Origin of the sequence: Weissella confusa (genome assembly GCA_041871065.1) — a bacterium.
GTDB classification, from domain to species: domain Bacteria; phylum Bacillota; class Bacilli; order Lactobacillales; family Lactobacillaceae; genus Weissella; species Weissella confusa_A.
Map to the genome: position 1 here is coordinate 2,044,396 of CP168942.1, position 20,605 is coordinate 2,065,000.

26 protein-coding genes are annotated in these 20,605 nt (G+C 39.5%); all 26 read right to left on the reverse strand.

What is annotated here, in order from left to right; all coding sequences use genetic code 11:
- Positions 1–37 precede the first annotated feature (37 nt).
- A complete protein-coding gene (locus ACAW68_09965) occupies positions 38–964 on the reverse strand; it encodes a glycosyltransferase (protein ID XGA15768.1) in 927 nt (308 codons plus the stop codon).
- Positions 961–2,211 carry a hypothetical protein gene (locus ACAW68_09970; protein ID XGA15769.1) on the reverse strand — a complete coding sequence of 417 codons (1,251 nt, stop codon included), beginning with the start codon at positions 2,209–2,211 and terminating at the stop codon, positions 961–963. Before ACAW68_09970 ends, ACAW68_09965 begins: the two co-directional genes overlap by 4 nt.
- A gap of 1 nt (position 2,212) precedes the next feature.
- Positions 2,213–3,127, reverse strand: a complete 915-nt coding sequence (locus ACAW68_09975) for a glycosyltransferase (protein ID XGA15770.1) — start codon at positions 3,125–3,127, stop codon at positions 2,213–2,215.
- Between the two features lies 1 nt (position 3,128).
- Complete coding sequence (locus ACAW68_09980; protein ID XGA15771.1) at positions 3,129–3,941, reverse strand: phosphorylcholine transferase LicD; 813 nt, start codon at positions 3,939–3,941, stop codon at positions 3,129–3,131.
- A 3-nt stretch (positions 3,942–3,944) separates the two neighbouring features.
- Complete coding sequence (locus tag ACAW68_09985; protein XGA15772.1) at positions 3,945–4,784, reverse strand: hypothetical protein; 840 nt, start codon at positions 4,782–4,784, stop codon at positions 3,945–3,947.
- An 11-nt stretch (positions 4,785–4,795) separates the two neighbouring features.
- The gene (gene cps2T, locus ACAW68_09990; GenBank protein XGA15773.1) at positions 4,796–5,962 is read right to left on the reverse strand and encodes a beta 1-4 rhamnosyltransferase Cps2T; all 1,167 of its coding nucleotides are present in this window, start codon (positions 5,960–5,962) and stop codon (positions 4,796–4,798) included.
- Positions 5,963–5,971: 9 nt separating this feature from the next.
- Positions 5,972–6,634, reverse strand: coding sequence for a sugar transferase (locus ACAW68_09995; protein XGA15774.1), 663 nt, complete (start codon positions 6,632–6,634; stop codon positions 5,972–5,974).
- 72 nt (positions 6,635–6,706) lie between these two features.
- On the reverse strand, positions 6,707–7,552 hold the full coding sequence (gene rfbD / locus ACAW68_10000; protein XGA15775.1) for a dTDP-4-dehydrorhamnose reductase: 846 nt from the start codon (positions 7,550–7,552) through the stop codon (positions 6,707–6,709).
- Positions 7,553–7,612: 60 nt separating this feature from the next.
- Positions 7,613–8,650 carry a dTDP-glucose 4,6-dehydratase gene (gene rfbB / locus ACAW68_10005; GenBank protein ID XGA15776.1) on the reverse strand — a complete coding sequence of 346 codons (1,038 nt, stop codon included), beginning with the start codon at positions 8,648–8,650 and terminating at the stop codon, positions 7,613–7,615.
- Complete coding sequence (rfbC, locus tag ACAW68_10010) at positions 8,650–9,222, reverse strand: dTDP-4-dehydrorhamnose 3,5-epimerase (GenBank protein ID XGA15777.1); 573 nt, start codon at positions 9,220–9,222, stop codon at positions 8,650–8,652. The genes rfbB and rfbC overlap by 1 nt, the downstream gene beginning before the upstream one ends.
- On the reverse strand, positions 9,212–10,096 hold the full coding sequence (gene rfbA, locus ACAW68_10015; GenBank protein XGA15778.1) for a glucose-1-phosphate thymidylyltransferase RfbA: 885 nt from the start codon (positions 10,094–10,096) through the stop codon (positions 9,212–9,214). The genes rfbC and rfbA overlap by 11 nt, the downstream gene beginning before the upstream one ends.
- A 21-nt stretch (positions 10,097–10,117) precedes the next feature.
- The gene (locus ACAW68_10020; GenBank protein XGA15779.1) at positions 10,118–10,894 is read right to left on the reverse strand and encodes a CpsD/CapB family tyrosine-protein kinase; all 777 of its coding nucleotides are present in this window, start codon (positions 10,892–10,894) and stop codon (positions 10,118–10,120) included.
- A 15-nt stretch (positions 10,895–10,909) separates the two neighbouring features.
- Positions 10,910–11,800: a YveK family protein gene (locus ACAW68_10025; GenBank protein ID XGA15780.1), complete on the reverse strand. Its 891-nt coding sequence runs from the start codon at positions 11,798–11,800 to the stop codon at positions 10,910–10,912.
- Positions 11,801–12,692: 892 nt separating this feature from the next.
- On the reverse strand, positions 12,693–12,881 hold the full coding sequence (locus tag ACAW68_10030; protein XGA17029.1) for an IS110 family transposase: 189 nt from the start codon (positions 12,879–12,881) through the stop codon (positions 12,693–12,695).
- A gap of 106 nt (positions 12,882–12,987) precedes the next feature.
- Positions 12,988–13,599, reverse strand: a complete 612-nt coding sequence (locus ACAW68_10035) for a transposase (protein XGA17030.1) — start codon at positions 13,597–13,599, stop codon at positions 12,988–12,990.
- 146 nt (positions 13,600–13,745) lie between these two features.
- Complete coding sequence (locus ACAW68_10040) at positions 13,746–13,952, reverse strand: MerR family transcriptional regulator (GenBank protein ID XGA15781.1); 207 nt, start codon at positions 13,950–13,952, stop codon at positions 13,746–13,748.
- A gap of 256 nt (positions 13,953–14,208) precedes the next feature.
- Positions 14,209–14,610, reverse strand: coding sequence for a DDE-type integrase/transposase/recombinase (locus ACAW68_10045; GenBank protein ID XGA15782.1), 402 nt, complete (start codon positions 14,608–14,610; stop codon positions 14,209–14,211).
- On the reverse strand, positions 14,607–14,912 hold the full coding sequence (locus ACAW68_10050) for a transposase (protein XGA15783.1): 306 nt from the start codon (positions 14,910–14,912) through the stop codon (positions 14,607–14,609). The genes ACAW68_10045 and ACAW68_10050 overlap by 4 nt, the downstream gene beginning before the upstream one ends.
- On the reverse strand, positions 14,884–15,681 hold the full coding sequence (locus tag ACAW68_10055) for a terminase large subunit domain-containing protein (protein XGA15784.1): 798 nt from the start codon (positions 15,679–15,681) through the stop codon (positions 14,884–14,886). The genes ACAW68_10050 and ACAW68_10055 overlap by 29 nt, the downstream gene beginning before the upstream one ends.
- On the reverse strand, positions 15,681–16,148 hold the full coding sequence (locus ACAW68_10060) for a phage terminase small subunit P27 family (protein XGA15785.1): 468 nt from the start codon (positions 16,146–16,148) through the stop codon (positions 15,681–15,683). Before ACAW68_10060 ends, ACAW68_10055 begins: the two co-directional genes overlap by 1 nt.
- A gap of 559 nt (positions 16,149–16,707) precedes the next feature.
- Positions 16,708–17,022 (reverse strand): hypothetical protein, encoded by a 315-nt coding sequence (locus ACAW68_10065; protein XGA15786.1) that lies wholly within the window; start codon positions 17,020–17,022, stop codon positions 16,708–16,710.
- A gap of 3 nt (positions 17,023–17,025) precedes the next feature.
- Positions 17,026–17,421 carry a hypothetical protein gene (locus ACAW68_10070; protein ID XGA15787.1) on the reverse strand — a complete coding sequence of 132 codons (396 nt, stop codon included), beginning with the start codon at positions 17,419–17,421 and terminating at the stop codon, positions 17,026–17,028.
- A gap of 279 nt (positions 17,422–17,700) precedes the next feature.
- Positions 17,701–17,856 carry a hypothetical protein gene (locus ACAW68_10075; GenBank protein XGA15788.1) on the reverse strand — a complete coding sequence of 52 codons (156 nt, stop codon included), beginning with the start codon at positions 17,854–17,856 and terminating at the stop codon, positions 17,701–17,703.
- A 19-nt stretch (positions 17,857–17,875) separates the two neighbouring features.
- On the reverse strand, positions 17,876–18,187 hold the full coding sequence (locus tag ACAW68_10080; GenBank protein ID XGA15789.1) for a hypothetical protein: 312 nt from the start codon (positions 18,185–18,187) through the stop codon (positions 17,876–17,878).
- Positions 18,188–18,430: 243 nt separating this feature from the next.
- Positions 18,431–19,693 carry a phage/plasmid primase, P4 family gene (locus ACAW68_10085; protein ID XGA15790.1) on the reverse strand — a complete coding sequence of 421 codons (1,263 nt, stop codon included), beginning with the start codon at positions 19,691–19,693 and terminating at the stop codon, positions 18,431–18,433.
- Complete coding sequence (locus ACAW68_10090) at positions 19,693–20,598, reverse strand: hypothetical protein (GenBank protein ID XGA15791.1); 906 nt, start codon at positions 20,596–20,598, stop codon at positions 19,693–19,695. Before ACAW68_10090 ends, ACAW68_10085 begins: the two co-directional genes overlap by 1 nt.
- Between the last annotated feature and the right edge of the window lie 7 nt (positions 20,599–20,605).

Below are 20,605 nucleotides of genomic sequence, written 5' to 3' on the forward strand. Positions count from 1 at the left end.
CCCTTCAAGGTTAACCGCAAATCACTAGCGCTACAACCTACACTCTACCTTTAATTATCAAAATAAACGTAACTATATTTTGCGGCAAACTATGACTATGCCAAGTGGGTGTCATAATTAGTTTTAATTTCCCAAAAATAGTGCGTTTTGAAGAAAGCACCACTTCTAAAATATCATTTGCCTGCGCAGTCAGTTCCTTCGTTTGCAGAAAATATGCCACTTCAACAAGGTTTTGGCTCAACCTATCTGACCAATCTTTAAATCTTTCGAAGTACAACGATAGTTTTTTGAACAAAGTATTATGAGTTTCCTTGTACCCTGATGCATTTCGATCACTTTGTATATATTCGATCATATTTTCATCAACAACTACGATTTTTCCCAATAACGTCGCCAGCAATGCCGCTAACTGATCATGAGCGAACTTATCAAACGCCGCAACATCTTCATCTTCTAAGTAATCAAATAACGCCTTATTCATAACAAAGCTCATACCATATGTCGCTCTAAAGGACACGTCCATGGGCGTTTGATACATTTGAATATTTGGATATAACTTGCTTAAAAATTTTGAATCTCTGGTAACAACACCATTTCCCAAACCTAATACAGGAACATCAGACTCTTCTAATTGAATTTTTTGAATCAGCTTCCATAACTTAGTGGGACTCCAAACATCATCTTGATCTGAAAATGCATAAAAATCAAAATCGGGCGCCGCCTTGATTGCAAGCATAAAGCTCCTCTTAAATCCAACATTATCAGCCAGCGTAAGGTGTATCCTTCGATCTGAAATTGCTAGTTTTTTCAATAGCTCTCGAGATTCAATCGCAGAGCCATCGTCTCGAATGAACAATTCAACTGAAACATTCTCTTGTTCCAAAATCGTTTTCACCTGTGCTTCCGCTTCATTCCCGGGGTTATACGTCGACATAATCACTGCAATTCGTTGAACATCGCTCATACCGATACCTCTTCCTTTTGGTTGTAGATAAAGTCTGCAGTTGCGAGTGTCAAAACAAGCAAAAATACTCGCTGCATATCTAACGGTGATAGCGTGGTTAAGGACAGTCCAATATAAAACATTACTATTAACAACGCTTTTTTTTGTGCATCCTTCATTTTTGAATAGGTTTTTATCATAATTAACAACACCCAAATAAAGAAAACCATAGCCGAGACACCAAGAATACCAGCCGTACCCACAACTCCAACGTCCGCAGGATTGTAGTACCCTCCGGCGGTATCGATACCTGGAGTCCCTTTTAGCAAGTTTTTATATGTGATTGGGTTGGGAAAGCCAATACCAAATGTGACATTGCTAAAAATTTTGTTCCAGTAATACTCAAATGACAATTGACGCATTGATAGACTCAAGGCTCTCTCACCACTACTGAAAAAGTTCATTTTTTGAACAACAACAACAAGTAACAACGCTCCTACAAAATAAAAGGCATACTTAAATATTGAAAAGTAACGTGAATTACCCAATTGAAACATAGTTGAAATAACAATTGCTCCCACAGAAATCACCAAATACATTCGCCCCTGTGCGAATATTGCATGATATGCAATTCCAAGGATCATCAACGAAATATCCATTACCTCCCATTTTCTTTTAAAGAGAAATGGTGAAATAGATACTAAAACACTTGCAAATGTGACAATATCCGTTCCTTCTGTGAATCTACCTAAATTACTTAAATTAGCTAGCGTTCCACCGAGATATTGGAGAAAAATAGCACCCGTTAACTTGTAGAGAATCCCTTGCAAAATTTGCAAAACTAGATAAAAAAAACCAAATCCTCTAATAACTCGGTAAAAAAATTCAAAATTCTGTTGATCAGTCAAGAAATATGCCAACCCAAAATATCCAATTATCAAAAGAAAATTATATCCATTAGCTAAACTCTCAACTATTGTTTGGTCGTATAGTCTTGCTGTCATGATTGTGACGTATATATCAGCAACCACAAGAAACCAAACAGGCAAAGTAAAAAGATATTTACGGTTTTTTTCAATAATATTCGTTTTTTCCGGAAGAATAGAAATCACTACTATAGCTATAAGAAATCCGAAGAGTAATTTTTTAGACGCCTCCGAATTAATTCCTCCAATTCCATAGTTAAGTTTTGGAACGAGGTCAAAAAAATAAAATTGTGTGACCAGCACAATAAAAATCAGTATTTTTAATATGAATCGTTTTGACACATCACCCCTCCTCAACGTCTCCGAGCTCTCCGAGCTCTTCAAGCACCTTCAAATATACAGCCGTTGATTCCTTCATTTGATTTCCTTGAAATCTTATTTTTTTAATTCTCGAGTGAAATGTGGCGTTCGTAGACGCATTTTGCATATGGAAAACTTTGATACTATTGTCGTATTTACTCTTAATCCCCAATGATTTAAGTCTTAAACTTAGTATTTCCATTTCCATGTAAAAGAATGTTCGCCTGTCAAAGACAGTGCCTAGCTTTACAACGGCAGCGCTACTAATTACAAAAAAAGACCCGTGTAAAATTAAATTACCAATTTCGCTAATGTCATAATCTGCCTTTTTTCTCGATCCGCTGATTCTATCTTTTGCAACCCGAACCGTATTTTTCAACCACTTATTCGACTTAAACCATTCTCGCGTGGCTAAGTATCTATCAGAATAAGACATTAACTTTGAACTTGCCGCCAGTTTTCTTCTGGCCTCACCTTCAGATATAGGTTCGTGCCTTTTTGGGTTTTGATGAACATTTGTATTTTTAACAACAATATCCGGACCAATGATTCCGACGGCATTATCAGCAAAAGATTTGGAAACCTTGTCCTGAAAATTTGGTTGAACAATTTCAGCGTCGTTGTTCATAACTACAAAATAGTCCGGATTAAATTGCTTAGCATATGAAATACCAGCATTGTTGCCTTCTGCAAAACCAACGTTTTTGTCTAAAAATAACACATGGATATTCGAATGAGAGTCGCTAAGCTCCTGAAGCTTCTCTGCAGTTCCATCATTCGAATTGTTGTCGACAATTATAATCTTATAATCACCAAGGACAGTCGACGTTATATTTTCCACACTTTGTACTGTAATATCACTAGTACGGAAATTTAAAATAATATACGCAAACAACATTTCAGGACCTGTGACTTTCCAAATGTGATTTCTTGTACTCGGGTTCATATGTGGCGTAGTTGTCACCATATAGCTGTTTTAAATATGCGTCATACTCTCCCGGAACAGGCAAAATCGTGTCCTCAAATTCAACGTATTTTGCAGGTAAAAAAACGTCATGGTCGAACAGCTCACGATCAAACAAAGACCCTGTTATATTACCGATTCCTTTTGAACTATGTCCGTCAACCCATGTGTACACTTTGTCGATATAATTGTACGTTTGATTTTGAGTATAAAATTTAGTTACTCCTATCTTACGTAACATATTAAGGACTCTTTCCCTCTTAGAACTAAAGTTTGAAATTGAATCTGTCACATCTAACGACCAAACAGCGCCAAACATACGTATAATGCGAACATAGTTTACAAACAAGAATTTAAAAATTGGATTCGTCGGCACCCTATCAAGTGGCAAAATATCTACTATCGTTAAACCTAGATGATTATTTTGAGGCAGTTTCTTTAGCTTTCTATATTCTTCAGAGACTAAGAGGCGTGGAATGTAAGAATGAATTTCATCACCGTTCTTGTATGAAGCGACGTAGAAATGCATATTCAAATTAGCATTTCGTTGCAAAGCAATGATAGCTTCTGAAAAATAGCGTCTAGGAATCATTATGTCCATATCATCATCCCAAGGAATAAATCCCTGATACTTCACGGCACCCATAACTGACCCCCCTCTTAAAAGAAAGGGTATATTTTCTTCTTCAAGTGCAGCCTTGATCAACTTGATTGCTTCAAGTTCTACCTGTTGAATTTCAGACAACATTAACTACCTCCAAAAATAATTAAAAATCTCACTGACAGCAATACCGAAAAAGCGTAAGCTTCTCGCATGTAATCCATTCCGTAATCCAAGTAGCAAAACTTTAACCATTCCAAACGGTCTTACAAACCACTTTTGGTGCGAATAATAAATCAGCAAATCTCTTGCACGAAGTCTAAACCTGAATCTACTTCCATCGGAATTTGAAATCGATGATGCTGAAAAATTCTGCTGAATTTTCACCTGTAACAATCCGATAGTTACTCTTGCTCGTCTTAACTCGTCGAAAAATGCCGAATCTACTTCGTCCAAGAAAAGTGTTTCATCGAATTTAATTTGATTTAAAACCAATTTAGAAACTACCATACCTGAGTTGATGGCGTTAATTTTAGTAAGATTAGGCAGTTCGTTTTCAGATGAAAATTTATTTTTTAAAACCCCTTTTTGATTTGGACTCACAATAGTTCCAGGTTTACTGACATCTTCTACGATAGGTAAAAAGACATCTGTCTTCTGTTGATTCACATCTCTCAAAGCATCAAAGTAAGTGTTTGAAAAAACAGTATCAGAATCCATAAACACGACATAATCGTACTGCGTGTCGGGAACATTCCCGATCTCGTTTACCAAATAATTATAGGCAAAAGAAAGGCCCCTATTCTCACCTAACGAAAAATAGTTTGCCAACCTAAAGTCTTCATTACTTTTCTGAATATGTCCGTCATTTGAGTTGTCATAGACGAACACATTCGATAAAGAAATACCCGCAGATTCTAATGATTGTGCTGCGATAGAATCTTTCCAACGGGTATTATATAAAACTACAATAAATGCAATCTTGCTCATTCAACGCGTCCCTAAACTTCTTCTTTAAAGAGCTGCTCATACTGATCCACAATTTTCCGCCAAGTGTAATTTTGTTGGATAATTGCTTTAGCTTCCGCGCCCTTCAACTCCACCTCATTATCTGACGCAGGGTTGTTCAGCACTTTTGTCAAGGCATCTGAATCCTGCCAATAGTATGCTGATGTCTCTGCTACAAATCTGTTAAACGATACATCAAACAGCAAGTTATACTTTGAGTGACTAAGTGCTTCCAGCAGACTAGGATTCGTACCGCCGACAGAATGACCATGTATATATCCATATGCATTCTCACGCAAATAAACAAGAAGATTTTTATCATATACCGTACCCACAAATTTAATTCGAGGGTCTAGATTAAAGTGAGTTTTTTCCACCAGCTCATCATACAAATGTCCTTCTTTATAATTTGTGACGATAACTAAGTCTTTCTTCGTGTTTGACTTCAAAAAAGATTCGATAATTGTCGAATAATTATTTTCAGGTACAAATCGCCCAACAACCAAGTAATATTCCTTATCAGCAATTGAGTTTTTAGAATAGAAAGCTTGGACCGTTTCGGATTTTTCATTTAAATCGGAAGTAGCCACATCCGTACCATAAGCAATAACGGAATTTGAACCGAGTTTATTTTGATATTTTGTTGATAGGTATTGTTGAATTCCCTCGTTATCAGCAACGATATGATCAGAATATTTAACCATTCGTCCCTCTGCAAACAAGAAATATTTACGTACTGGATAGGCCCATTTAGCCCTGCGCCACTCTAGCCCATCAGGATTAACAATTAAACGTCCTCCGACCTTATCAATCTTCGCTTTAACAATGCTAATCAACCCACCAATTGTATTACCTAATAGCAAAAAAACAGGTGCCTCGATTTTTTTATCCTTAATGATTTTGAAAGATTCGCGGAAGGCATATAAATCATATAGAATTGCTTTAGCGGATCCGATTTGAGGTAATTCTATTTGAAATACGGTCGCTCCTTCGAAGTCAAAGTACTTCTCATCTGAAAAATCCGAATTATCCCATTGAGATGCCACGTAATACTTAATGTCCTTATCGCTTTGGTTTTTTATAAGGTTTTCTACGAAAGTCTCAAACCCGCCGTAACGTGCTGGCAACCCCCGTGAACCAATAACAAATACATTTCTCAACTAATTCTCCTACTTTCTTTCATAATCATTCTGATTAATGCCTTCTTGCGAAACAACTTTAGCAAGCGTGTAAAAAACTATTTTTAAATCCAACCAAAAACTAACATTTGCCGCATACTCCGCATCAAAACTAGCCTTTGCCTGATCAGAAATCATGTTTCTTCCACTGACTTGAGCTAATCCTGTAATCCCCGGTTGTACACGATTTGCCCCTGATTGACTCCTTAAATTAACCACATCAATATCCGTTCTAGCGAGAGGACGTGGTCCAATAAAACTCATTTTCCCCCACAAAACATTGAATAATTGAGGTAATTCGTCTAGTGACGTTCTCCTCATAAACGAACCAAAAGGGGTCACGAAGGAATCTATTTGAGAAAAATTTTGATTTGATAATATCGGCGCATCGTTAGCCATCGATCGGAACTTCAGTATCACAAACGTTGTATTCCCGATACCAAAACGTTCTTGTTTAAACAAAATCGGACCTTTAGAAGTTGATTTTACAATTATCGCAATAACTGCCATCGGTATCAGCAATGCTATTATTAGCATTGCTGAAAACATAACATCAAAACTCCTTTTTACAATTTTTCTATACATATTTCTCCAACTCATTCCAAAATCAATTTGCTTCAAACGTTTTTTATCAAATCCGTTATTCGTTAACATTTGTTCAATCTCTGATATAAACGTCGAGTGGCAACCAAGTTATTTAATGACGACTTAAGAGATGCAATACACCTATCCCTGGTGGTCGCTCGCTTCAAACATGTGCAAAGCATCTTGCCAGCTTGGAATTTCAAATCCCGTAGATTTCGCCTTACCCAAATGCAATACAGAGTTTGCAGGACGATAGGCTTTAGTCGGAAATTCGTTTGACGAAACAGGCTCGATATCAACCTCTTCATCACGTAATATTTCTTTGGCAAATTCATACCAAGAGGCTTCACCATCGTTACTTAAGTTATAAACACCTTGTTCTGCATCAACTTTAATCAAGTGCATCATAAATTCGGCCAAAGTACGAGTCCATGTTGGTCGTCCTTTTTGGTCATCCACAACCGTTAGTTTCTCGAGTTTTTTCCCCAACTTTTGCATTGTGTGCACAAAATTGTTGCCAAACTCGCCGAAGACCCAGGATGTACGCACAACGTAGTACTGTACCCCACTAGCTTGTATAGCACGTTCACCCGCCAACTTAGCCTTGCCATATTCATTCTTTGGTTCAACTGGGTCACTTTCTAGATACATGCCTTTCTTAGCACCACTAAACACGTAATCAGTTGAAACAAACACTAATTTAGCGCCAATAAACTTCGCCGCATCAGCTAAATTCTTTGAACCATCTGCATTTACAGACCAATTCAATTCCTTGCCTTCATCTTCTGCCGCATCGACCGCGGTATAGGCCGCCGCGTCTAAAATGACATCTGGTTTTTCTGTTTCAAATACTTCAAAAACAAGGCTACGATTAGTTATATCTAAACCACGCGAATCAAAAGCAACGAATTGTTCCTGACGCTCACGTAACAGCTTCACTAACTCTTGACCAAGTTGCCCGTTTGCACCTACTACTAGATATTTCATATATCTAAACTCCATTTTGTTTTTCATTGTAAAAATGCTCGGAATCCGAGCATTTCAATGTTATTGATTATTTTGAGCATATTTTGCTTCGACTTCAGCTTTTTCACCAGCCCACCAAGATTCGTTATCCCGATACCAAGCGATAGTGGCAGCAAGCCCTTCGTCGAAGTTTGTATACTTTGGCGCCCAACTAAGCTCTGTGCGTGTTTTAGTAGCGTCAATTGCATAGCGCAAATCGTGACCTGCACGATCTTGAACGAAATCAAAATCATCTTCAGCCTTGCCCATGTCCTTAAGAATCATCTTCAAGACAGTCAAGTTATCTTTTTCACCGTCAGCACCAAGCAAGTACGTTTCACCAATACGACCCTTTTCCAAAATAGCCCAAACACCAGTAGCGTGATCATAAGTGTGAATCCAATCACGAACGTTCTTGCCACTTCCATAAAGTTTTGGCTTAATGTCACTCAAAACGTTCGTGACTTGTCGTGGAATAAACTTTTCAATGTGTTGGTAAGGTCCATAGTTGTTTGACGTGTTTGAAATTGTAGCCTTCAATCCGAAAGAACGAACCCAGGCACGAACGAGCAAATCCGATCCAGCCTTTGTTGACGAATAAGGTGACGATGGATTATAGCGAGTCGTTGGTGTAAACTTCTCACCTTCCCCTTCGCCATGCCCTGGCAAATCCTCACGAAGAGGCAAATCACCGTATACTTCATCTGTTGATACGTGGTGGAAACGAATGTCGTACTTACGTGCCGCCTCAATCAGAGTATACGTACCAATCAAATTAGTTTGAATAAATGGTGATGGATCCTTCAATGAGTTGTCATTGTGACTCTCTGCTGCATAGTGAATAATGGCGTCAGCGTCCTTGGCAAGTGAATCGACCAATTCAGCATCTGCAATATCGCCAACCACTAACTTGACACGACTTTCAGGCAATCCGGCAAGGTTAGCTTCGTTACCTGCATAAGTCAGCTTATCCAAAACAGTAACAAAAACGTCCGGGTGCTCATCTACTACGTAACGAACAAAATTGGCACCAATAAATCCGGCACCACCAGTAACTAAGATATGCTTGTATTGTGACATTAAATTTCTCCGTAAATAAAGTTGTTTTCTGCTTCTGCCAATGAGGGGTGTGCCTTGTCCTTGTCAGACATCACCAAATGATCAACTGACATTGGCCACTTGATACCGATTTCTGGATCGTCAAACGCAATACCACGATCTGCCTTTGGCTCGTAGTATCCATCCACCTTATATGCAAAGTTTACGTTTGGCGTTAATGTCACAAACCCGTGTGCGAACCCGCGTGGTACCAACAATTGGCGGTGGTTATACTCACTCAAAATGTAACCTTCCCATTCCCCATAGGTAGGTGATCCCTTACGCATATCAACCAATACGTCATACACCGCACCAGTTACAACACGAACAATCTTTGTTTGTGTATAAGGAGCTAGTTGGTAGTGCATTCCTCGGAGCACACCAGGTTGTGTAGACAATGATTGATTGTCTTGATTAAAATCAAAGTTGATTCCGGCTTCTTCAAACTTGTTACGTGTGTAAGTCTCCGTAAAGAAGCCACGGTGATCACCAAACACTTCTGTTTCAACAAGCTTAACGTCCTGCAACTTTGTAGGAATAATCTTAATTGCCATTTTTCTTATCCTCCTCGACAATACGAAGTAAGTATTGTCCATAATCATTTTTCTTAAGTGGTTGTGCTAACTTTTCTAGTTGTTCAACTGAAATGTACCCCATTCGGTATGCGATTTCTTCAAGTGAAGCTACCTTCAAATTTTGTTGTTTCTGAATTGTAGCTACGTAGCTTGACGCCTCAAGAAGTGAATCGTGTGTACCGGTATCTAGCCAAGCAAACCCACGTCCCATAACTTGTACATCCAAATCACCGCGTTCCAAATACTTCGCATTCACATCTGAAATTTCAAGTTCTCCACGAGGTGATGGCTCGATAGACTTTGCAATCTGAACAACATCATTATCGTAGAAATACAAACCTGTAACTGCATAGTCACTCTTAGGGTGCTCAGGCTTCTCAACAATAGAAATTGCTTTATTATTCTCATCAAACTCAACAACTCCAAATCGTTCTGGATCATGAACTTGGTATCCAAATACAGTTGCTCCCGTTTTCTTTGATGCAGCCTCTTGCAAAATATTAGACAAGCCCGCACCGTAATAGATGTTATCGCCCAAAACTAAGGCAACAGAGTCACCGCCAATAAATTCTTCACCAAGAATAAAAGCTTCGGCCAATCCATTAGGAGCTGGTTGCACTTTGTATTCAATTTTCAAGCCCAATTCGTGACCATTTCCAAACAGCTCTTCAAATTGGTTGATAAACTCATCAGTAGAAATAATCAAAACTTCTTTAATCCCTGCCAACATCAAAACAGACATTGGATAGTAAATCATTGGCTTATCATAAATAGGAACCAATTGCTTACTGGTTGCTTTAGTAATTGGATACAGACGTGTGCCGGACCCACCGGCTAAAATAATTCCTTTCAAAACTCACTCACCTACTCTTACTTAATTTGATTCTACATGACCATAACCGTAGCCATAGCCATAACCGTAGCCATAGCCATAACCGTAGCCATAGCCATAACCCGCATCATTTTTACCACCACGAACACGCTGCACAATTCCCAAAATTTTTGTATCCGTTAAACGCAACGTTTCAACAGTACGTTGGAGGTTAACTTTAAGTGTTTTACCAAATGTCGTAACCAAAATCGCACCATCAACAAGTGGCATTAAAACATGAGCATCCGTAACAGCCATTACTGGCGGGACATCAAGGACTACGACATCATAGTTATTACGCATCCACTCAACCAAAGAAGCCATACGTGCTGAACTCAATAGTTCTGCTGGATTAGGTGGCACCGGTCCAGAAGTCAAAACTTCTAAGTTCTCCACAAACGTCTTTTGCACTGTATCTTTGGGTTGTGCATTGCTAGCCAAAATCGTCGTTAATCCGCGTGTGTTCAACAAATCAAAAGTTGAATGTGCCGTTGGACGACGCAAATCTGCATCAACATAAAGGACATTTTTTCCAGCTTGTGCCCAAGTAACCGCTACGTTAGATGAAACCGTCGTCTTTCCATCTGACATTTCAGCCGATGTAAACATCACAACTTGCAACTTGTCCAAAGCTGCACCAGCAAATTCAATATTCGTGCGCAACGTACGGAATTGCTCTGAAATAACGTGCTTCGGTTCAACGAAAGTCACCAAGCGTGCACCATTATCTTGTGTCTCAGAATTGACAACGTGCTTTTTCTTCAAAAAATTAAAACTCATCTTTTATCTCTCCCGTTAAATGCGTTGACCCAGACGTGACGTACGTGTTTCATTGCTTGTATTCTTCTTTTCATTAGCTGCAACGACATCCTTCACATCGCGAATCTTACCTATATATCCGATAACACCTAAATTAGTCAGTTTTAATTCATCCGTTAGGAATTCCAAATCCTTAACCGTACGATCAGTTACTTCCTTAATGAAGCCCCATGCAAAGCCAGCACATACACCAAGTGAAAATCCAGCTAAAGTAATTAACTTAACATTTGGTGCAACGGGCTTTGAATTTGTCATTGCTTTTGAAACAATTGATACGTTTGAAACAGACATAATTGAAGCAACTTTGTCCTTGAACACTTCCGCAATTGTATTCGCAATATCCTTAGACATCTTGGCATCGCCCGACTTAACATTCACTGAAAACACTTGTGAATTTGTCTGGTTGGAAATACTAATCATCTTAGCCACTGAATCAGCTGTTAAGTCAGTATCGTCATACTTGGCAGCTACCAACTTATACTTAGCCGGTTGAGCAGGTGCAGTTTGCACCTGCTTACCATAAGCATCGGTCTCATATTGAGCTGGTACTGCCGCTTGAATTTGTTCCTTGTGTGGCTTTGTTAAATTATTGACGACCGTGTTCAAAATAATTGGCCGCGTAATAATATCCTTATATGTATTGATGATTTGCACATCGGCTTGTTGATCACCAAGTTGCAATCCTTGTTGCGATCCATCTTGCTTGCGATTAACAAGCAACGCAGCTGATGAACTATACTGTGGATGAACCACAAACTTAGACACACCGAAAGCAACACCGCCAACAATCACCCCAAGTGCCAGCATAAACGTCCAGTTACGACGAACAATCAACCATAGTCGACCAAGATTGATTACGTTATCCATATAAATAAACCCACCTATTCTAAATTGGTAATAATACCTTCAAAAAAATTCCGTTTTTCGCAAAATAATCGCACACAGAAAAGACACATTTAAGTCTATCATTTTTTAAGGTAGGGTTATGTTAAGAAATAATCGCATAAAGTATCATTTTTACAGGTATTTATCCCATTCTTTAATGATTTTTATCTGTATATTCGGACTTAAATTGTATTTTTGCCCCTTATTTCTCATATTTCGGTAACAGATTACAGAAATATAACCCGGATATTACGGATAATTATCAATAACATTTTTTCAATTCCAAAAACCTTGTAATTTGTAACAAACTATTAATATTGACTACAAAAAAGCTCTTGCAAATCGAAAATGATCTGTAGGAGCTGTTTACCCGGATTATTCATCAAGACAAACAAAAACCCGCTGAAACAGCAAGTTAATACCGTTTCAGCGGGTTTTGCGCTTTCACCCTTTTGGTGAAAACAATAGCAGCTCTTTTTTTCTACGCTTTGTCAACACAGATGTTGATATATAGCTATTCTGATCGTTCTAGTAAATTTGATTTATTCAACTTACTAGAACGATTTTTTGTTTTAAAAATCTTAGTTTTATGGTTTTTGACACACTTGAATAAGCCTTGAGGGTATAAAAATTTTTTCAAGGCTGTTAAGCTAACTATGACCCAAGCGTTTTACAATGAGCCGGCCAGCTCGTATGAGTAAAATTGATTGGTGGTTATAAGGTAATGAATCGTCTTGATAAGGCGATCCATTGAGGAAACGAGTAATGGCTTCTTTCGAGTTGCTGTTGCTCGTTTCTTTTCGTATCTATCCCTAATGTGGTTTGGCTGCGCAGTTGAACTAATCATATTTACAACGGTCCAATAAAGAATCTTTCAGGCATGTGGGTTACCGTACTTGGTGATGTGTCGCTGTGCGACGTAATCACCAGATTGAATCTCCGTTAAATCAAGTCCAATAAAACTATTTAACGGAGAACGCTTTTCAAACCGTCGAATATCACCGAGTTCACGGATTAGCCTAACCGCGGTATTGTCAGCTATTCCAGGAATGCTTAAGAGAATCTTGAATTCGGTAAGGCCTTCGCTACATAAACCATGTTGGCGATGACAATTTCTCGTTCCACAGTCATTTTGAGGATGTTTGTGACTTGATGTTGGAGCTGTTTAACTACGAATGATGTTGATTCAATCGCCGGATAGGAAATTCCGTGGCTCGCCACAGTCTTTCTGCCAGTGTTTGTGCACGTCCTTGGCCAATACCACGTATTCCTAATCCAAGAATGCTATCCATGATTTCTGTTATCGTATGCCCCTCAATCATATCTGGGTGTGGAAATAAACGAAGAACTTCTAGACTTGAGGTTTTATCCACATCAATTTCATCTGTGAAATTGGGAAATGAAAACTGAATCAATTTATGAACGCGGTTTTTCTCGCGCTTTATATCTTCAGTTTGTTGGTCGTAATATCGACTCATGTCTGACAGCTCACGATACAAGGGATCTGAGAAACGGGGCACGTAAGGCACTGGTTCCTTGGTGAATTCTGTTATGGCAAGGCCTCGTGCGTCACGAACGTCGTTCTTGCGCATTCGGGATCCATCATCTAGACGCTTCTTAGCTACTAGGGGATTAAGTATGTGATACAGAATGCTGTTGTCGATAAGATATTTCTCTAGTCGACGTGAGTAGACGCCGGTTGCCTCTAATTCGACCTCCGGACCACCATAGGATTGGATAATTGACTTTAAACTTTGAAACCCAATGGCATCGAGAGTGATATCACCGTTGTGAGTCGTTTGGGAATAATGTCAATACTTTGGAGTGGTTTTTAGATAGCCCCGCGAGGGGCCGGAGCTACCCCGAAAGTTTAATCAAAAAGAATAAACGAGGTCCAGGCAATCATCGCCCGGACCTCGTTTGTTTTCTATAATTTATTTTCGGATTCAATCATGTGAGAATCATAGTTGTCAATTTTCCACTGTAAATAATCACGGGCATCAACATTTTCTTTTACCTTTTCGTTAAGCGTATTAATTGCTTCGCCTAGAATGTCTTTACGGGCTGGAATGGTAGTCGGGTCGTCTTCGAACACGGCGCTGATGTCAAGATTATGGACAGGCTTTTTTGGCACCTAGAGGTACCGCACTCCGAAAATTTTTCAAAACCCGGATTTCAGCTTAAAACGGCGTGATTTCTGGGTGTTTTTGTAGGTGGAACAGGCCGAGCCCTACCGGTGAGAGAAAACAGGTGGTATAGATTGTGAACCAGCCGAATTTCACAAGTTGTATCGTGCAACAAATAAGCCTTCACAAGGTGAATTTTTGAAATTCACAAGTGACGGCTTATAAACGGCGTCGTACCGGCTAGTGCCGATAACCGGCATTATGTTAAGCAGCAAGTGGTATAGCTACCGGACGGGTATTTGTAGATATTCTGGTGGTGTTCCACCAGTAGTCATAGCGATGCGCTCCTGCAATAATCGCATTGATTGACCAACTTAAGCGACGTGGGTTGAAGAATTCTGATTTGAAAAATGAGTGATAGTTTTCGATGATTGTGTTGTGCTCGGGATGCCCTGGTGATCTGAATGAGTGCTTGAGGCCATAAAATGAGACGGTATCTTCGTATTCCTCACTGATGAAGTGGGAACCGTTATCTGAGTGCAAAATGATTGATGTTTCGGCGTTGAGAATCGATTTAGGAATTTGATGCATAGCTGTTTGAAGTGCTCGTTTAGTTAAATCAGATGTCATATCATAGCCAACGACGGCGCGCTCCGCTAAACTCATCGTCGGTTGGATTTTTTTATCTGTTCACGTGAGTATTTGTCCATTAAAGTGACTGCTTCACGCAAAATTTGGTTATCTTGTTCGAGTTCGGCAATTCTCGCTTCAAGTTCAGAGACTGTTTTCTTGGTAATTTTTTCGCCATTGTCATTCACCGCAGGTGAATACTCACGGACCCAGCGCCGAGCGGCGCTTATTGAGATTTTATTTTCACGTGAAATTTGGCTTAATGTTTGTTTTTCATCCCAATGTAGGGCAGCGATAGCTGCCTTCTGTTCAGGGGAATAATAATTTCGTGTAGTCATAATAAAAAGACGCTCCTGCTGGTTTCATTTTACAGGAAATGGTTCTAAAAACACTCCATGAAACTAGCATAAGCACCAAACTACGTTCACCTTGGCCAAATAAATGATACTCATCAACAATACCTGTTGTGTAGTGGTCTCCATCGGAATCACTACCTTGAGCAGATAAGCGCTTCATTGATGTCGACTGTGATTCAATACGCATTTCATTTTGGTTATATTCAACGCCCCACATTTTGGCCAACTTCTTAAACGGACCATTTTGCAATTGCGTCCAATTATAAGTCATGTACTTATACAGTGGTTTCGTGTGACTAATATCAATACTTGAAACGGCTAGTTGTCGATTAACCTTTGGAAATCCAAACAGGAAATTGTACAAGGTATAAGCTGACAACAATTGTGTCTTACCATTCGTTCGCGCCATGCTGATGAAGATATTCTTAAACCGCATACCTTGCGTTTCGGGATTACGCCAACCTTGAATCATGGCCAAAATAAAATGCTGATAAGGTGAAGGATTGAAAGGTTCACCTGACGTCACATCTTTCAGCAACGTTGCAAACTCAACAATCTTCTTAGCCTCATCAGCGTTATATGTGTAGATAAATCCAGCATCATCTTTAATGCGTTCCAAGTCTGAAACGTGACGTTCCGCTGCACGTTTAATTTTCTCACCGGCAACAATTCGACCACGTAAGACATCGACTGCGTACGTTAACGCTGGATCGTCTGGGTATTTTTCAAATAATTCTTTATACTTCCGCATTATTCACCCCCGAAATGAGTTGCCCAATCTTTGGTATCATCGTCGTCTGAACTAGCCATATCAATTAAGGTTGCTCGACTTTGCGGTGATAATCCTGAATCACTCCCAACCGATTTAATAACCTTAGTTGCTGAATCAATAATTCCAACAGCAGGATTTTTAAAATACTTTTCGCCTGCTTCATACAAGATACCAATGGACTTCACTGACTCATATGCTTCACGCAACATCTGGTAATTCATGGCCAATGTCTCAACTGCTGAACTATCTGCATTAATGACGTAACCTGATTCATTTAAGAAAGGCACGATTGTTTCCCACATTTTCTTGGCCTCACCAGTCAAATGTTGCGGTGCAATCTCAGATAACTTATCAGCACTTTCCAACGTCATGTGAAGCTTCTCTGTGCGCTCACGTTGGTCTTTACGATCCGATTCATCGCTTGTTAACTTTGCTTTTCGTGGCACGGTCTCACCTCCTTTCAATCCAAAAAATAATAATAACTGCAGCGTGTTGAAGAGACGGCACTATTTGATATTCGGTTACTTCCTAAGCGACGCAGGTGGGGGTATAAATGATTTAAAATGAACAATCAGCTAATTACTGACTGAGATTTAAAACGTCTCACACGCGCTCCTATGGTTTCTCACGCAATACGTTACGCCAAATAAAAAGGCAGCAATCTATTTGATTGCTACCTAGTGTGATCCGAAAACACTGCATTGTTCGTTCGGTAAATGCTGAATCCGTCAAAAATACCGAAGGTGGACAATAAACAAACATTAACAGTTAATTTTGAGTGTAAATTAAGCCATTCTGAGAGAGAGAGAGAGAATTTTATTAACTATACCTTGTAAAAGGTAGCTTAACTCACGAACTACAAAATCAATTTTACACAGTAGTCATAGTAACTTGATAAAACAAAGCAGCCAACAAATAATTTGAATTCCATTGACAATACCCTTAGGTCATCAATCATATAGACGCGCTACCCATGTACAGCTCTTACTAGAACAATTGTAGTATTTATAAACCAGCCTCTTTAAGTTTTCGCTTCACCTTGTACTTCTGCTTCCGTATGGCTGTTGGTGTTCCGTCAAAAGTGGTGTGTAGATCATCAAACGTCATTCTATCTCCATACTTTGCTTTAAATACATTCTGATAGAAAGTTGTAAGCGTATCATACACCACGTTATCTACAATCAAACTCACCCGCTTCACATCGTCATACTCATCTCTATGTGTTTCTAAAAACCAACCTGACACCTCATAGCTTGCTACATGCTTGTCTAGTATACCGTTGAAATAGTCAGTTAATAACTTATCGTATCTATCAGCCATTATTCACCCCTGCAGCGTCACTGTGAAATCATACGTATCACGAAAAGTGATAGCAAACTCTATCAACCCCTCTTGCATTATTTCCTGTGATCGCCTAGACGAAAGATGAGTATCACAACTAATAGCTCCGTGGGTTTCTTTTAAAATGTATTTACGCCATATCAACACACGCTTTAGCTTGTCTAAACTCATAAGGGCTTCTATTAAGCTGTTGGCATATCCAACCACATCATCAGTTGATGATTTCCCCGTCATCGGAACCCTGTTAAGCTGTTCGGGGTCTGCCTGATAAACATCAAACTGGGAAATGAACAAAATTCTAATTGCCTCCGACTTTAAAAAGTCCCTAACCTCTTTTGCTGTTGCTGCGTTATCTACCGTTTCAATCAATTTTGCCATATACTCACCTCATCTTTTCACGCATGCAAATTACATCTATTTATTGTACAACGTGTTCAACGTTTATAACTCCCCCCTCATACGAAAAATTGGCTCGCTATGGAAAACGAGACTACTGCATCGGTTCTCCTTAGCCTAACCATAGGCCCCCTTTTATTCATATCGTGGAGTTTTATTAGGTTGTTCACTCTGTGAAGGTCAACAAGTGTAAACATGTAACTGTTCTTATAAAGAAAAAACGCCAGCAAGTCGTGAAACTTACCAGCGTTCTAATTATATTTATTTCAACTTACGGACAATTTCCATTAGGGCGGCTGCCTTTACATACTCGATACGTCCTAGCTCACTTAGTTTTGATGTATCAACAGTATCTAAAAATTTATGCAACTTAATGCGTTCGCCCTCGTAATATTCGCCACTGTTCCATGCTGCCATGCTCGTTCCTCTTTTCTACTTATTGCATAAACGCTTCTAACTTTTCAATACGTGCCTCTAATCTTTCAGCATATTCACGCATATTTGTATCGTCATAACATGCAGCCATCAGATCATTTTCTAAGCCATCCAATCGTGCTTCTAGTTCGTTTACGTGGCCGTCCATATTTTCGTCTTCATTGTCAGCGTACGCCTTAGTCGCTGTTAAAGAATCAAATAGTGCGTCACGTAATGCCTCACCATCAATCACAGTCAATGCTTTCATGACTGCGTTACGCAATTCCTTGGTGTTGTCTAATGTTGCTCTTGGCTCGTAATGTTCGTATCTCACCTTGCTGTCCTCCTCTCTAAAAATCGGGTTCAATTTCCAAACTTATCACTCTCTTATCACTCCCTTATCGCTATAAACCGCGGTATTATCGCAATTATCAACTTATCAATAATTTGTTACTTACATACACAGTAAGCACTACATCTGACCTTATATAACTAATTAAATATTGATAAGTGTGATAAGTGTGATAATACCGGTCTTTGCGTTGATAAGGAGATGATAAGTTTTGATAAGTGAGCATCAAAGCAGTTCTACCTTCGTGTAAAAGTTACCATCAACTCCAATATTAAAATTGTGAGGTAATAAGATAGCCAACCGTCTTGTGTTTGGAAAACTAACTTCTTTTGGTAAATAGTATTTTGCTTTCAACGCTTGGTGTAATTCGCCACGTCGGACCCGGTCTTGTGTATCGCCCGTTTCAACGATAACCAATGGCAAAGACTGTTCTAAGTGGTATACCTCATCTTCATCATCAGCTTGTGCGGTTACGATATTAGTTGCATCAGATAGCCAACGCTTAGGTACTTGCCAATCAGGATCATAAGCGTTCACAATCATATTGAATATACCGGCACGTTCATCCTTTGCTTGCTTAATTAGCTTTGCCGCTTCTGGGTCATTACGTACAAATTTTTTCGTGAACTCCACAATGGCAATTCGATTGCGGGTGGCGTCATCTGCATTTTTAAAACTTGGTACATCATTTACCAGCAATACAACGGGGCTAATGACATTAGCACTCTGTTGCTTCTTGTTACCTTTTGCTTCAAATTTTACAGTTGAACCTTCACCAGCTACTAACTGTTTTATCAGGTTGCCTTCTAGTTCTACCCCTTGCTTCATCTCATCCGAAAACAAGAATCGACTGTTGTTAATCGAGTTCAAGCCAACTACAAAGTTGCTACTTTTATTGATGAATGTCTCACTGTCTAGCTTAGTGGCATAACCATCAGATTCCTCACTCCCCAAGGCGTTCTCCATCAGATTCCACAGGGTACTTTTAGCATTGTCACCGTCCCCATGAATAATAAAAAAAGTCTTTAGTCGATTATTTCCAAAAAGCTGATACCCAAATAACTTCAACAAATCATCAGATAAATTAGGGTATTCAGGTGTATTGTAATTATTCAATAACGTTGTAAAGGCTGGTGCACTTGCTCGTGGGTCGTACTCTGGCAGGATATGATCGAATAATCGACTGCCACGCGGTTCCAATTGTCTTGTATCAATGTTGAATACCCCGTGATAAGTGTTAATTAGATTCGGGTCATTATTTACCCCTACGCTATTCGCTTCAGCCTTTACCAAGGTTGTAATATTCTTCAAAAGACGGCTGTTCAAACGTCCTTTACGCTTTAGGAACACATACACCGCATTTTCACCAAATACTGGCGCCTCCTTTGCAAATTCTTCTAGCAAAACTTGTTCCTTATCTTTTTCCACCTTAATAGGTTGCTCTGCCGATAACTCTGCTAGCTCTTGCTCATTCAAACTTTCCGCCATTAGTACCTCCAATTCTTCACCCAACTTTTAAACTTTGGACCCAATTCACTAATTGGAATCGGGTCACTTCCTAAACTATTTAAATGCTCGACGACATCCAACGTGAATCGTATATTGCCACCAGTATTTCGATAAACCCAACCGCATACACTTGTTAGCATGTTATCCCAGCCTCCAAACAACCCGTAATTATTCTCAGGGTCTAGTAGTGCTGTAACCATTCGTGCGTTAGTGACCATCCAAGGTTTTCGATCTTCGTTGTTCTCAAAACGTTGCGAGCTTTTTGATTGATTAGGTTCATATCGGTTTGGGTTCTCGTCAAATATCTTGACGAACTCATCAACCGGCAAAGCTACCGTGTCGTTTGCGTTAATAAGAGGCTCACTGTGCCTGTTTTGCGTTGTTAGTACATATGTACCAGCCAACTGCTTAAACTGCCTTGTCGCCCCAGCTTCGTCCGCTGTGACGTTTAGTAAATAGCTCACTACTCGCCACACCTTGATATAGTCATCTGGTGGTGCTGGTCGGCTTAAGTCGATACCAATACGTATTCGTGCACCTTCCTTAATACCGTTGCTGATTGTTGGATAGGCGACTAGATTGTACTGGTTTAATAACCCAGTAGTTATACTGTCTCTCACTTCGTTATACGCGGCTTCATTACCATCCACATCCAAAAACAAGATGGTCCGGGCTGTCACTTCACTATCGGCCCGGTCTGTTCCGTCAAAAAGCCCATAAACGACGTACGGTGCACTGGTATGTTTAAAGGTCTCCAGTTGATTGTTCGTCAGGTTCTGCGCTTGTGTCGGTGTTGCCGTGGTCGTGACAAGGTGTGCAAAATCATCCATACCGTCGACTACTGTATATTGTTTGGCCAATACGCCTGTTTGTGTATAAATCATTAGATTC

Excerpts from the sequence above, each read along its gene's own strand:
- rfbD (XGA15775.1), bottom strand. The coding sequence starts at position 7,552 with ATGAAATATCTAGTAGTAGGTGCAAACGGGCAACTTGGTCAAGAGTTA.
- ACAW68_10065 (XGA15786.1), bottom strand. The coding sequence starts at position 17,022 with ATGGCTGATAGATACGATAAGTTATTAACTGACTATTTCAACGGTATA.
- rfbB (XGA15776.1), bottom strand. The coding sequence starts at position 8,650 with ATGTCACAATACAAGCATATCTTAGTTACTGGTGGTGCCGGATTTATT.
- ACAW68_10050 (XGA15783.1), bottom strand. The coding sequence starts at position 14,912 with ATGACTACACGAAATTATTATTCCCCTGAACAGAAGGCAGCTATCGCT.
- ACAW68_10090 (XGA15791.1), bottom strand. The coding sequence starts at position 20,598 with ATGATTTATACACAAACAGGCGTATTGGCCAAACAATATACAGTAGTC.
- rfbC (XGA15777.1), bottom strand. The coding sequence starts at position 9,222 with ATGGCAATTAAGATTATTCCTACAAAGTTGCAGGACGTTAAGCTTGTT.
- ACAW68_10075 (XGA15788.1), bottom strand. The coding sequence starts at position 17,856 with ATGGCAGCATGGAACAGTGGCGAATATTACGAGGGCGAACGCATTAAG.
- ACAW68_09985 (XGA15772.1), bottom strand. The coding sequence starts at position 4,784 with ATGAGCAAGATTGCATTTATTGTAGTTTTATATAATACCCGTTGGAAA.
- ACAW68_10045 (XGA15782.1), bottom strand. The coding sequence starts at position 14,610 with ATGAGTTTAGCGGAGCGCGCCGTCGTTGGCTATGATATGACATCTGAT.
- ACAW68_10055 (XGA15784.1), bottom strand. The coding sequence starts at position 15,681 with ATGCGGAAGTATAAAGAATTATTTGAAAAATACCCAGACGATCCAGCG.
- ACAW68_09980 (XGA15771.1), bottom strand. The coding sequence starts at position 3,941 with ATGTTGTCTGAAATTCAACAGGTAGAACTTGAAGCAATCAAGTTGATC.
- ACAW68_09995 (XGA15774.1), bottom strand. The coding sequence starts at position 6,634 with ATGTTAACGAATAACGGATTTGATAAAAAACGTTTGAAGCAAATTGAT.
- ACAW68_09975 (XGA15770.1), bottom strand. The coding sequence starts at position 3,127 with ATGTTGTTTGCGTATATTATTTTAAATTTCCGTACTAGTGATATTACA.
- ACAW68_09965 (XGA15768.1), bottom strand. The coding sequence starts at position 964 with ATGAGCGATGTTCAACGAATTGCAGTGATTATGTCGACGTATAACCCC.
- ACAW68_10025 (XGA15780.1), bottom strand. The coding sequence starts at position 11,800 with ATGGATAACGTAATCAATCTTGGTCGACTATGGTTGATTGTTCGTCGT.
- ACAW68_10085 (XGA15790.1), bottom strand. The coding sequence starts at position 19,693 with ATGGCGGAAAGTTTGAATGAGCAAGAGCTAGCAGAGTTATCGGCAGAG.
- ACAW68_10070 (XGA15787.1), bottom strand. The coding sequence starts at position 17,421 with ATGGCAAAATTGATTGAAACGGTAGATAACGCAGCAACAGCAAAAGAG.
- ACAW68_10020 (XGA15779.1), bottom strand. The coding sequence starts at position 10,894 with ATGAGTTTTAATTTTTTGAAGAAAAAGCACGTTGTCAATTCTGAGACA.